12 protein-coding genes and 1 pseudogene are annotated in these 12,093 nt (G+C 71.5%); 10 read left to right on the plus strand and 3 right to left on the minus strand.

Annotated elements, in window-relative coordinates; translation table 11 throughout:
* Positions 1–79: 79 nt before the first annotated feature.
* A pseudogene (locus tag V7E45_RS02160) lies at positions 80–268 on the minus strand (CU044_2847 family protein); the annotation flags it as partial.
* Between the two features lie 254 nt (positions 269–522).
* On the minus strand, positions 523–714 hold the full coding sequence (locus V7E45_RS02165; RefSeq protein ID WP_333772318.1) for a peptidase inhibitor family I36 protein: 192 nt from the start codon (positions 712–714) through the stop codon (positions 523–525).
* A gap of 354 nt (positions 715–1,068) precedes the next feature.
* Between V7E45_RS02165 and V7E45_RS02170 the strand changes: the two genes are divergently transcribed.
* From V7E45_RS02170 to V7E45_RS02215, 10 genes are all read left to right on the plus strand, one after another.
* On the plus strand, positions 1,069–1,236 hold the full coding sequence (locus tag V7E45_RS02170) for a hypothetical protein (protein WP_319145885.1): 168 nt from the start codon (positions 1,069–1,071) through the stop codon (positions 1,234–1,236).
* Between the two features lie 195 nt (positions 1,237–1,431).
* Complete coding sequence (locus V7E45_RS02175) at positions 1,432–3,015, plus strand: radical SAM/SPASM domain-containing protein (RefSeq protein ID WP_333772319.1); 1,584 nt, start codon at positions 1,432–1,434, stop codon at positions 3,013–3,015.
* A gap of 164 nt (positions 3,016–3,179) precedes the next feature.
* Positions 3,180–5,063, plus strand: coding sequence for a carbamoyltransferase C-terminal domain-containing protein (locus V7E45_RS02180; protein WP_333772320.1), 1,884 nt, complete (start codon positions 3,180–3,182; stop codon positions 5,061–5,063).
* A gap of 34 nt (positions 5,064–5,097) precedes the next feature.
* Positions 5,098–6,000, plus strand: a complete 903-nt coding sequence (locus tag V7E45_RS02185; protein WP_333772321.1) for a phytanoyl-CoA dioxygenase family protein — start codon at positions 5,098–5,100, stop codon at positions 5,998–6,000.
* Complete coding sequence (locus V7E45_RS02190; protein ID WP_333772322.1) at positions 5,993–7,276, plus strand: MFS transporter; 1,284 nt, start codon at positions 5,993–5,995, stop codon at positions 7,274–7,276. Before V7E45_RS02185 ends, V7E45_RS02190 begins: the two co-directional genes overlap by 8 nt.
* Before the next feature lie 3 nt (positions 7,277–7,279).
* Positions 7,280–8,215 (plus strand): NAD(P)/FAD-dependent oxidoreductase, encoded by a 936-nt coding sequence (locus V7E45_RS02195; RefSeq protein ID WP_333772323.1) that lies wholly within the window; start codon positions 7,280–7,282, stop codon positions 8,213–8,215.
* Between the two features lie 43 nt (positions 8,216–8,258).
* Positions 8,259–9,176: an Inducer of phenazine A gene (locus V7E45_RS02200; RefSeq protein ID WP_333772324.1), complete on the plus strand. Its 918-nt coding sequence runs from the start codon at positions 8,259–8,261 to the stop codon at positions 9,174–9,176.
* Between the two features lie 11 nt (positions 9,177–9,187).
* Positions 9,188–9,376, plus strand: a complete 189-nt coding sequence (locus tag V7E45_RS02205) for a hypothetical protein (RefSeq protein WP_333772325.1) — start codon at positions 9,188–9,190, stop codon at positions 9,374–9,376.
* A gap of 1 nt (position 9,377) precedes the next feature.
* Entirely contained in the window at positions 9,378–11,243 is a 1,866-nt protein-coding gene (locus tag V7E45_RS02210) for a carbamoyltransferase family protein (protein ID WP_333772326.1), read from the plus strand.
* Positions 11,221–11,394 carry a hypothetical protein gene (locus V7E45_RS02215; protein WP_333772327.1) on the plus strand — a complete coding sequence of 58 codons (174 nt, stop codon included), beginning with the start codon at positions 11,221–11,223 and terminating at the stop codon, positions 11,392–11,394. Before V7E45_RS02210 ends, V7E45_RS02215 begins: the two co-directional genes overlap by 23 nt.
* Before the next feature lie 20 nt (positions 11,395–11,414).
* Here V7E45_RS02215 and V7E45_RS02220 read toward each other — a convergent pair whose 3' ends face one another.
* Positions 11,415–12,038 (minus strand): class I SAM-dependent methyltransferase, encoded by a 624-nt coding sequence (locus V7E45_RS02220; protein WP_333772342.1) that lies wholly within the window; start codon positions 12,036–12,038, stop codon positions 11,415–11,417.
* Positions 12,039–12,093 lie beyond the last annotated feature (55 nt).

Below are 12,093 nucleotides of genomic sequence, written 5' to 3' on the forward strand. Positions count from 1 at the left end.
AGGAAAACAGCCGCGGCGTGCCGACTTCGTGGAGCGAACTCCACGTGCGCTAGGACCTCCCAACTGTCCGCGGCAAACGTCACGGTGCGGTCGGTTCCTCCCACTCCAACTCCACCGTGAAGGCCGACGCGGCACGTGCCTTGCCCACGACCGCCACGACGGAACCCGATTCCAGGGCGAACTCACAGCCGAACTGCACACGCGTGCGCGTCGCATGCGCCTCGCGCAGTCGGCCGACGACAGCCCGGGTCACCCCATCAATCCGTCCAGGGCATCCTCGAGACGCTGACGGCCTCCGCCGATCTCGCGTTCCGTCCCGGAGCGGTGACCGACTTCGTGCACGGCCACCTAGGGCCTGTTGCGAAAGTGGTCCTCTGCCGTGCGACGCCCGGCACGCGGCCGCCCTCCGGGCGACGAGGCCACTTTCGCAACAGGCCCTGGACCGCCAGGCCGTCGACCTCCATGGGCATCAATCGCTCCGCCACCGGAAACGGCCGCGCCTTCTCGACGAACCCGCCCGCGTCATGGTTGCGGAGGCTGTGGGTGGTGCCGTTGAGCTGGTAAGAGCGCAGGTCGTTGATGGTGCCGCCCTCGCGGCCGAACGCAGACGTGCCGGCCGAAGTAGTTGTCCTTCTGGTAGATACGCGCGGTGCGGCCGCTGTTGTCGATGAAAGAGCTGCCCTTGCCGCGGATGTAGTCCGGCAGGTGGCGCACAGACCCGTCGACAGCGCGTTCTGAGTGCGAAAGTGATCTTCCAGCGATTCGACCGTCGGCTCGACCTGGCGAGTGCGCCTGGCCCTCGACCGGCCGGGCCGGAGTGGCCGGAATGGATCCGGCGCGCGGGGATCACCCTGGCGCGTGGATATGCGCCCGAACACGTGGCGTCGTGCGGGGAATGCAGCTGAATCGGAGCACAAGTGCGGCGCACGCCGAACACATAAAGATCGTTTCCGTCGGGCGGTCCGACGGAAACGATCTCTCAATCATGACCGGTTGAAGCCTTATTGGTTGTTGCCTGCATCTGCTTCAGTGGAGCGCATTGTGAATCACACCCACTGAGGAGGTCACATGGCCGAAGTCAAGAAGGTGGTCCGTCCTGCGGTCACCGCGTCGTCCCGTCCGTGCGCGTTCGTGTCACCGGACAAGGGCAACGCTCCGACCATCACTCCGGTCCGCAAGCAGGTGGAGACCGTCACGGCCACCGCTGAGCAGCGGAAAGAGTGCGAGCCGGCCTAAGGGCTGAGGTATTCCGGGGCCCGCCCGCTGGCCGGGCCCCGGTCTGTCGCGCGGGCCGTGCCGGGAGTGGGAGCGGTCCGTGGCCAACGACTGCGCGTCGGGGTGCTTTTCGCCGACGCCTTGCCGTGCGCCGCGCACCGAGCCGCGATGCGCGCCGCGCCGGAATTCGTGACAGGCAGGGAGAAGTCTTCAGCCATGCAGAATTCGATGTACCAGTCCTCGCGCTACGTCCGCACCCTGCGCGCCGTGGACGACCGGGATTTCACGTCATTCGGAGGCCGACTCGATTCATACGCGGACGACGAGCGAACCATGGCCTTTCATTCACTCTTCGGAAATGCGCGGCTGATCGACCGTGACATCGTGGACCTACTCAAGGAGGCCTCCCGGGGCATGAGCTGGGACCGGCTGCGGGAGCGGGTCGACGACGCGTCGCTGCGGGACCTCGTCGAGGCTCGATTCCTGGTCGAGGCGGGCCACGACGAGGCCAGGGAGATCGACGCGCTGCTGGAGAGCAGGCAGGGCGCGCTCAGCACCGGCGTGTTCCACTCCTCCATCCAGCTCGTCCTCACCAACGCCTGCAACTTCTCTTGTCAGGGGTGTTTCGCGTACAACTTCGACGGTGGTGTCGAGGAGCGCAACACCTCAGGGGAGTCGGTGAAGCCGGGTCCGGTTCTGGTCGAACTGCGACGCTCGCGCGAGGACACGGCCCCCGTCCGTCAGGACTCGGGCCCGACCCTCGCCAAGGGCGACTGGAACCACGGCTCGGACGAGGGTCGCAACCCCTCGATGCACATGTCCCGCGAGGTGGCCGAGAAGACCGTCGAGGAGGCCATCCGACTGCGCAAGGCCAACGGCGGCGGCCACCTGACGGTGTCGTTCTTCGGCGGCGAACCCACCCTGGCGCGCGGCACCATCCTGCACGTGTTGCGCACCTTCGGCCACAGCCACGACGGGGTCACCCTCTCCTACGACCTGACCAGCAACGGCTCCCGCATCGACGAGGAACTCCTGGCCGCGCTCGCCGAGCACCACGTGGACACCACCGTCTCCATCGACTACCTGGTCCCGGAGACCGGCGAGTTCCGCGGCGGGCAGCAGCAGCGCACTCCGTGGGCCGTCGTCCGCAAGGCGATCCTCGACATGAAGGCGGCGGGCGTCCCGGTGAGCATCACCTCGGTGCTCTCCCAGTACACATGGGACAAGTGGGGCACCCCGCTCATCGACTTCGTCGCCGAGGCCGGGCTGGACAGCCTGGACGTCATCGTGTCGTTCCAGGCCAAGGAGTTCTTCCAGAAGCACAGCCCGCACGACGTGGCGCAGCGGCTGCTGGCCGCCGTTGACTACGGGCGCGAGCGCGGCGTACAGCTGAGCGGCTACTGGTACCAGACCTTCCAGATGATCATCGACGAGGCCAAGTGGGCCGAGCAGGCCGACTACAAGACCTGCCCGGCGGTCGGCCGCCAGCTCTCCATCGAGCCCAACGGCAGTGTCTTCGCATGCAAGGCGACCGCCCGCAAGCTGGGCACGATCGACGACTGGCGCGCCATCTTCTCCTCCGCCGCCTACCAGGATTACGGCATGCGGGCCTACACCAATGGTCCCGGCTGTCAGGGCTGTGAGCTGCAGGGCACCTGCTCGGGCGGTTCCGCCGGAGCGCTGGAGGAGGAGAACGGCTCCATCCAGCTGATGTCGCCCGGCTACTGCGCCTACATGCGCGAGGTGGTGCAGGGCCTCCTGGAGCGCCATCACACGCAGAGCCTCGCCACCCTGTCCTGACCCGGCCCCGACGCTCCCCGCACCGGGGGGGGGGGGGGGGGGGGGGGGCGGGGCCCCCCCCCCCCCCCCCCCCCCCCCCCCCCCCCCCCCCCCCCCCCCCCCCCGCCAAGCCACGACCCGGCCCCCGCGACCTCGGTCCGGGCCGAGGAAGGGTGACTGGTTCCATGGCAACGATCGGTATGCACTTCGGCCACGACGCCGGTGCCGCGCTCACCGAGGAGGGCGGGTATCACGTCATCGAGGCCGAGCGCCGCCTCGGCCTCCGCCATGTGTGCGGCGGCAACGGCGACTTCTCCCGGGCCGCCGGCGAATGGCTGGCGGAGCTGAGGGCGCGGGCGGCGGGTCCGGTGACCCGGATCGCGGTGGCGGACTGGTACACGCCCAGGTGCGAGGTGCTCCCGCCGGCCCTGGTCGAGCTGGTCAACGAGGACGCCCGCTGGACGGCCACCGGCGGCACGGGCCTCGCCGACGCGGTGACCCGGGTGATCAAGACCCTGGACTGGCCGCTGGCCGAGGAGTTCGACGACGTCACCCTGACCGCGGTGCGCCACCATTACGCGCACGCCGCCCTGGCCTACTACACCTCCGGGGCCCGCCAAGCGCTGGTGCTCGCCCTGGACGGGACCGGCAACTACGCCGAGTGCGGCATGGTCTGCCTCGGCGACGGCGACCAGCTCACCCCGGTGATGTCCTTCACGAACCGCACCGGGCCCCGCTTCGGCCTGGTCTACGAGGCGCTCGCCCGGCGCATCCACGGCAGCCAGTTCGACACCGGCAAACTGCTCGGCCTGACGGCCACCGGGGACACCGACCCCTCTCTGCTGCCGGTCCTGCGCGCCATGCTCGTCCCGCAGTCCACCCGGCGGGCCTCGCGGGACCTGTATGAGCGGCTCGACGAGGACCTGCTGACCGGGACAGCGCTGCGCTACGCCGACACCTGGTGGGAGTACGACCCGGTCAGCGGCGGATATCTGGACGCCGGCCTGGCCGACTCCTCGGACGACGACGTCGTGCACTCTTTTGGGTCGGTCTTCCCCGACGAGATCCGCACCGCGGACGGCCGCACCACGCCGGTCGGCACCTCCCCCGACGAGCGGGTGTGCCGGGACCTCGCGGCCACCTTGCAGACTGCCGTGGAACGGGACCTGACCCGGCTGGTCATCGGCATCAGCCGGCGCTTTCCCAGCTACGCCACGCTCTGCTACGCCGGCGGTTGCGCGCTCAACATCACGGCCAACAGCCTGCTCGCGGAGTCGGGCCAGTTCACACGGGTGTCCATCCCGACCTGCTGCGACGACTCGGGGATCGCGCTGGGCGCGGCGCTGGCCGTGGCCGACCCCTCCGACCGACCGGCCCTGCTGAGCCGCTCGGGGTGGGCGCCGCTGGCCTACGCCGGACCACCGCTGCAGGGCCTGGACGAAGCCGACGGCGGTCGCAGGCCCCGGGCCGACGACCTCGCCCGGCGGCTGACCGAGCTCGGGCTGGCCGTGCGCCGCACCGACGACGAGGAGGAGTTCCTGGAGAGCGTCGCCGAGTTGCTGGCCGGCCGGCGCTGTGTGGCGTGGCTGGAAGGCGGTATGGAGACCGGGCCGCGCGCGCTGGGTCATCGCTCGCTGCTGGTCTCGGCCCACTGGAGCGGCGCCCGCAGGTACGTCTCGCAGACGATCAAGCAGCGGGAGTGGTTCCGTCCGGTCGCACCGATCTGCCCGGAAGAGGTGGCGGATCAATACTTCACCGGGCCCCTGGACCACACCGAGGCCATGCTGTTCGCGGTTCGGGTGCGGCCCGACCGGGCTCGGCAGCTCGCCGAGGCACGGCACATCGACGGCACGGCCCGGCTGCAGACCGTACGGCCCGTCGAGCACCCCCTGCTGCACCGGCTGTGTCACGCGGTCGGCGCCCGCACCGAGCTGCCGGTGTTGATCAACACCAGCGCCAACGGCGGCGGACGCCCCATTCTCAACCGCCTGGACGAGGCGGTCGAGTTGCTCCTGGAGACCGAGCTGGACGCCGTGGTGCTGCCCGAACACCGCCTGATCGCCGAGTGAAACCCGCCCCCGTACAGCACCCTGGAGAGTGTCTGTGGCCGCCATCCAACTGCGAGACATCCACAAGAAGGAGCCGCTGCGCGTCCTGTCCCCCGCGGACTGGAAACAGTGGGTCACCCAGGGTTATGTGATCGTCCGCCAGGCGGTGCCGCCGGAGGCGGTGGCGGCCCTCGTCGACGGCCTGGGCTCCTTCCTCGACATGCGCCCCGACGACCCCTCGACCTGGACCTCGCCGCACACGGGCAACGACCGGCTGCCGGGCCACAGCGGACTGGTCGAGATGTACAACCACCAGGCGCAGTGGGACGTCCGGCAGACCCCGCGCGTCTACGAGGCGTTCGCCGACATCTGGGACCGCGCGGACCTGTGGGTCACCATCGACTTCGCGAACGTCAATCCGCCCAACCGGGGATCGCGCGCTTTCGACGGGTTCGTCCACTGGGACGTGGACACCTCGGCCGACCCGCTGCCGGTGAGCTGCCAGGCGGTGCTGTCCCTCACCCACGGTGACGAGGAGATCGGCGGCTTCCAATGCGTGCCGGAGATCTTCACCGAGTGGGAGAAGTGGGTCAGCGGCCAGCCCGCCGACCGCGACCCGTTCACACCGGACATCACCGGCTACTCGGTCACCACGCCCCGGGTGGCGCCGGGTGACCTGATCATATTCAACAGCCTGCTGCCGCACGGCGTGCACCCGAATGTGTCCGAGTCCCGCGTGCGCATGGCCCAGTACCTGACCATGGCGCCCGCCTGGGAGGAGAACGCCGAACTGCGCGAAGCGCGGGTGCGGTTCTGGCGGGACCGGATCCCGCCGCATCCGCCCGAGGGCGGGATGCGCAAGGACGAGTCCGAGCTGTACGGACGGGCGGCGCTGAGCGAACTCGGCGAGCGACTGCTGGGCCTGCGGACATGGTCCGAGGGGAGCATTGTTGGCTGACACCGCCAGACAAGGGACCGGTCGCGACCGCCGGGCGGACCTGGGCCGACCGTTCCGATGGCTGTGGGGCTCGGCCGCCGCCTCCAACGCGGGCGACGGCATCACCCGCACCCTGCTGCCGCTGCTGGTCGTCGCGCACCATCCCGAACCGGCGGCGGTCGCCGGGCTGACCACCGTCAACATGCTGCCCTGGCTGCTGTTCGCGCTCCCCGCCGGCGTCCTGGTGGACCGAGTGGACCGGCGCCGGATCGTGCTGGGCAGCAACCTGGTGCGCGCGGCGGCCCTGCTCGGCGCGATGCCGGTGCTCGCCGCCCACCGACCGCTTCCGCTCCTGTACGCGCTGGCGTTCGTGCTCGGCATCGCCGAGACCCTCGCCGACACGGCGGCGCCCGCCATGCTGCCGCGCCTGGTGGACGAGCGGCAGCTGGAGCGTGCCAACGGGCGGCTGTCGGCGGCCCAGATCCTGCTCAACGAGATGGTCGGGCCGCCCGTCGCAGGTCTGCTCGCCGGCCTGGCCGCCGCCGCGGCGCTGGCCACCGGCGGGATGCTGTACGCGCTGGCCGCGCTGCTGCTCGTCGGCCTCTCCCCGCTCGCCCGCGCCCGCCACCGGTCCGCTTCGGCCAGGCCGCACGGCGGCGTGTTGCGCGACATCCGGCAAGGCCTCCGCTTCGTCCTCGGCCATCGCACCCTGCGGCTCACGCTGGCCGCGAGCGCCCTGTACGGCCTGGTGTTCTCGGCGACCTTCTCGATGCTGGTGCTGTTGAGCGCGCGCGCCCTGGGGCTGAGCGGGACCGGATACGGGCTGCTGCTCGCCGCCGGGTCGCTGGGCGCCGTCGCGGGCAGCTGGCTGGCGCCCCGGGCCGCCGACCGGCTGTCCACCGTACGGCTGGCCCGGTGGTCCCTGGTGGCATCCGGGGCCGCGTACGTCGCGCTGGGTCTGGGACGCCAACCGGTCCTGGCGGCACTGGCGCTGGCCGCCAACGGCGTCTTCATGATGGGCTGGAACATCCCCGTGATGTCGCTGCGCCAGCGGCTGACACCGGAGGACCTGCAGGGCCGGGTGATGAGCGTGTCCCGGCTCTGCTCCTGGGGCTCCATGCCGATCGGTGCCACCCTCGGCGGCCTGCTCGCCGAAGCCCTCTCCGTGCCCGCCGTGTTCGAGGTGTGCGGGACCGTCCTGGCCGTCGGCGCGCTGTTGCTGCTCGCGCCGCTGCGCGAGGACCCGTCCCCGCTCGCCGATCCGCCGGCGAACAGCGACCTACTCGACAAGGGGTGACCATTGGACACACAGCTCTACGACACGGTGATCGTCGGAGGCGGCCCGGCCGGCCTCAACGCGGCCTTGTATCTGGGACGTTCGCGCCGCCGTGTGCTGCTGATCGACTCGGGCGACGCCCGCAACATGGCGGCCGGGGTCATGCACAACGTCCTCACCAACGACGGGTCGACGATCGCTGACTTCCGCGCCCGGTCCCGCGCCCAGCTCGCCTCGTACGACGTGACGTTCCGGGATGACGAGGTCGTCTCCGCCGAACCCGACGGCGACCGTGTGGTGGTCGGCACCAAGGAGTCCGGCACCTTCCGCGCCCGCACCCTCCTGTACGCGGCCGGTGTGCGCTCGGTGCTGCCGCCGGTCCCGGGCCTCGCGGACCTGTGGGGCAGGTCGGTCTTCGAGTGCCCGTACTGCCACGCCTGGGAGGTGCGTGAGCGCTCCTTCGCCGTGTACGGAGGCAACGTGCCCAGCGAATGTCTGGCCGCGACGCTGACGGTGTGGTCGGACACCATCGCCTATCTCACCGATCGGCGCGAGCTGCCGCAGGACGAGCGGGACCGGCTCGTCAAGGCCGGCGTGCCCGTCGTCGCCGACCAGGTCAGAGAGCTGAGGCCGCACCCCGAGGGGCTCGAGGTGGTGTTTGCGGACGGCCGATCCGCGAGCTACGGAGCCATGTTCCTGCACCTGGACATCGAGCCCCGGGTCGCCCCGCTGCGCCCCTGGCTGCAGGCCCCGGACCTGGAGTCCGTGCAGACCGACGAGCGCGGCCGCACCAGCCTGCCCCGGCTGTATGTGGCCGGCGATCTCGGCCGGAACATGCAGCAGGCCGCGATGGCCGCCGCCAGCGGCGGACTCGCGGCCATGGCCGTCAATGCCGACCTGATCCGGGAGGACCGCCCCGGCTCGCTGCCCGAGCCGCCGCCCCCGCCACCGGCTCGCTGAGCGCACGCCGCCCACCCACCCACGCCACGGGAGCCCCTTCGCGATGACCTCACCCCGCGCCGAGTTCACCCCGCACATGGAGCACTACACCTTCTTCCTCGAGGACCAGCCCTACCTGGGGTACTTCCAGTACGGCAACGAGAAGACACCCGTCTACACCACCGACCGGCACGGCTTCCGGGTGACACCGGGCCCCGGTGGGCTGCGGGCGACGGTCGGCGACGACCGCCCCGACGGCCCGGCACGGGTGCTCGCGGGCAGTTCGGCGGTCTTCGGCGTAGGCGCCACCGACGACACGGCCACGATCAGCGCGCGGCTGTGGCAGACCCACGCGCCCCGGCTGCCGTGGCTGAACATCGCCGGGCAGAGCCACAACTCGGCGCAGGAACTGATGTTGTTCACCCTCTTCCTGCACGAACTCCCGCCCATCGAGGACATCGTGCTGCTCTCCGGCGTCAACAACCTGGTGCTCAGTCGGCTTCCGGAGGAGAAACAGGGCCGGCACGGCGCCTTCTTCGACTGCGGTCCCGCCCCCGACGTCGTACCGCCCGCCGACCAGAGGGTCACGCACGCAGCCCAGTTGACCCTGCGGCACCTCGGCGGGTGGAAGACCCTGGCGGACGGGCTCGGTGCCCGGCTGACCTTCGTGCTCCAGCCGCTTGCGCCGTGGGTGCGCGAGAAGCCGCTGCCCCGGGAGAAGCTGCTCTTCGAGGAGCTGGACGAGGTCTCCAACTTCCGCCGTTTCCACAACGACATCTCCACCATGGCAGTGGGCCGCGCCTACGCGGACCGGCTGGCCGCCGGGTGCGCCGGACTGGACGTGCCGTTCCTGGACATGAACGTGGCCATGGCCGACGCCGCGGGGCCGGAGGACTGGCTGTTCATCGACCGCGTGCACTGCACCGACCTGGGCTACGACCTCGTGGCCCGGCAGCTGGCGGACCGCCTCGACCTGGCGTGAGGAGCCCCTCGATGCGTGACCCGAAGCACGACGACCGAGGCCCGGGACCCGCCTCGGCCGTCCGACGCCTGGCCTCCTGGCTGCGGCGCCGGAGCCGGCCCGAACCCTCCCACAGCGCCCCGCCGGACCCGCCCGCCGTCCCGCCGTCCCGGCTGCGGCCGCAGCCCGAGGACGACGCCTCCGTCTACCCGCTGTTCTGACATGGGGATCAGCCCGGTCGACGGCTCGGACGGACCGGTCCTCGGCATCTCCGCCTACTACCACGACAGCGCGGCCGCCCTGGTGGCGGGCGGCACCCCGCTCGCGGCGGCGCAGGAGGAGCGGTTCACCCGGCGCCGCCACGACCCGGGCTTCCCCGCGCACGCCGTCGGCTTCTGCCTGCGCGAGGCCGGGCTGCGCCTCGACGAGCTGGCGGCGGTGGCGTTCTACGAGGACCCGGCGCTGAAGTTCCGCCGCGTCCTGGCGACCTGGCTGGCCACGGCCCCGCACGGGTTCCCGGTGTTCCGCCAGGCGTTCCCGCAGTGGGCCGGATGGAAGCGGCGCGCCCTGGACGACGTACGGGCACGGCTCGGCGACTTGGCGAAGGGGCGCCCGCTGCCGCCGGTGGTGGCGCACCGGCACCACACCTCGCACGCCGCCTCGGCGTTCTTCCCGAGCCCCTACCCCTCGGCGGCGGTGCTGTGCGTCGACGGCGTGGGCGAGTGGGAGACGACGACGCTGTGGCATGGTCGGGGCACCGAGCTGGTCCCGCTGGCGCAACTGCGCTTCCCGCACTCGCTCGGCATGCTGTACTCGGCGTTCACGTACTTCTGCGGCTTCAAGGTCGACTCGGGCGAGTACAAGCTGATGGGCCTCGCGCCATACGGGACGCCGCGCTACGTGCCGCTCATTCGGGAGCGGCTGATCGACGTCAAGCCGGACGGCTCGTTCCGGCTCGATCTGCGGCACTTCACGTTCCAGTACGGGCGGACCATGGTCGGACGGGCCTTCGAGGAGCTGTTCGGGGGACCGCGCAGGGCCCCCGAAGGTCCGCTCACGGAGCGGGAGTTCGACCTGGCGGCCTCCGTGCAGCAGGTGACCGAGGAGGTGATGGCCCGGCTGGCCCGGACGGCCCTGGAGCGCACCGGGGAGCGACGGCTGTGCCTGGCCGGTGGCGTGGCGCTCAACTGCGTGGCCAACGGCCGGCTCCTGGCGGAGGGGGTCTGCGAGGAGTTGTGGGTCCAGCCGGCGGCCGGGGACGCGGGTGGGGCGCTCGGCGCCGCCCTGGCCGAGTCGCACCGCCGGGGAGCCCCCCGCGCCCATGTGACACGGGGAGTGGACGCGATGGCGGGGGCGCTCCTCGGCCCCGCCTGCTCCGACCGGGAGATCGAGGAGTTCCTGGCCCGGGGCGGACTCCCCGCCGTGCGGCTGCCGGAGCGCGAGCTGGTGGAGCGTGTCGCGGCGGAGCTCGCGGCGGGCCGCGTGGTGGGCTGGTTCCAGGGGCGGATGGAGTTCGGACCACGGGCGCTGGGCAACCGGTCCATCCTGGCGGACCCCCGCGATCCGGCCATGCAGTCCACGCTCAACCTGAGGACCAAATTCCGCGAGTCCTTCCGGCCGTTCGCGCCGGCGGTCCTCGCCGAGGACGCCAAAGACTGGTTCGACCTGGCGCAGGAGAGTCCTTACATGTTGCTGACCGCGCAGGTCGCCGCGGCCCGCCGGCGCGAGTGCGGAGCCGAGGCCGAGGGCGCGACGGGTCTGGAACTGTTGCGGGTGCCGCGCTCGACGATCCCAGCGGTCACCCATGTCGACGGCTCCGCCCGGGTGCAGACGGTAACGGCCGGGCACAACAAGCGGTTCCACGCGCTCCTCACCGCCTTCCGGGAGCGCACGGGCTGCCCGGTGCTGGTGAACACCTCTTTCAACGTGCGCGGGGAGCCGATCGTGCGCGACGCCGCTGAGGCATACGCCTGCTTCATGCGCACGCGGATCGATTTGCTGGTGCTCGGCGACTTCCTGCTGGACAAGCGCGACCAGCCCGAATGGCGGGAGGAGGACGACTGGCGTGCCGCGATCCCGATGGACTGAGCGGCTGGGGCGGACGGGTCTGGCCGTGCTGTACTTCGCGGTGGTCACGCCGGCGGGACTGTGCCTGCGGGTCGTGCGGGACCCGCTGCGCCGTTCCAGGGACGACCGCCGGACGAGCTATCTGACCCGCCCGGCGCCTCCCAGGCGGTGACTTCATGCCGGACTACGAGGTCAGCGTGCGTCCGGGCTCGTCGCCGAGGTCACCACCACGCGCCGCGTCCCGAGTACGAGGACGCGTGAGTCGGCCTCGGCGAAGCCGCATTCCGTCGCCCAGGCACTTGCCTCGTCCGCGGTGCGGGGCAGTGGCACATCACGGGCGACGTGCGTCGCGAAGCGCCCCGACGGGCGGAAGTGCGTGGCCAGCGGCAGCGTGAACCCCACCCGGCCGCCCGGCCGAAGGGCGCGCAGCCAGTCGGCCGGCGCCCGGCGCCCCAGGAAGTGCAGCGAGGAGGCGCAGAGCACGGCGTCCAGGGAGTGATCGGCGACCGGCAGCGGTACGGCGTCGGCGACCCGCCAGTCGATCGCCGAAGCGAGTCCCTGGCCGGCGGCGCGGGCCCGGCCCGCCGCCACCATTCCCGCGGACAGGTCGACGGCGAGAACGGCCCGGGCGGTGGCGGGTCGGGCCCGGGCGAGTTGCAGGGCGACGGCGCCCGCTCCGCAGGCCACGTCCGCTATCGCATCTGCCCTCCAGGGGGCCATCCGCTCGATCAGCGCCCGGGCGATCTCTTCGTGGTGCGGGTGGTCGTAGCTCTCGGCCAGTTCGTCGAACGCTCCGGCCAGCGTTGCACTCTCCATCACCGTCTGATCCTAGGTCAGGCCGAACTCCCGGTCGCACGCGTCGACGTCGGCG

The sequence above is a fragment of the Streptomyces sp. IBSBF 3136 genome (assembly GCF_036815105.1).
GTDB lineage: Bacteria > Actinomycetota > Actinomycetes > Streptomycetales > Streptomycetaceae > Streptomyces.

Bases quoted from the DNA above. Each gene is read 5' to 3' on its own strand.
- V7E45_RS02170 (WP_319145885.1), top strand. From the start codon at position 1,069: ATGGCCGAAGTCAAGAAGGTGGTCCGTCCTGCGGTCACCGCGTCGTCC.
- V7E45_RS02175 (WP_333772319.1), top strand. From the start codon at position 1,432: ATGCAGAATTCGATGTACCAGTCCTCGCGCTACGTCCGCACCCTGCGC.
- V7E45_RS02180 (WP_333772320.1), top strand. From the start codon at position 3,180: ATGGCAACGATCGGTATGCACTTCGGCCACGACGCCGGTGCCGCGCTC.
- V7E45_RS02200 (WP_333772324.1), top strand. From the start codon at position 8,259: ATGACCTCACCCCGCGCCGAGTTCACCCCGCACATGGAGCACTACACC.
- V7E45_RS02205 (WP_333772325.1), top strand. From the start codon at position 9,188: ATGCGTGACCCGAAGCACGACGACCGAGGCCCGGGACCCGCCTCGGCC.
- V7E45_RS02210 (WP_333772326.1), top strand. From the start codon at position 9,378: ATGGGGATCAGCCCGGTCGACGGCTCGGACGGACCGGTCCTCGGCATC.
- V7E45_RS02220 (WP_333772342.1), bottom strand. From the start codon at position 12,038: ATGGAGAGTGCAACGCTGGCCGGAGCGTTCGACGAACTGGCCGAGAGC.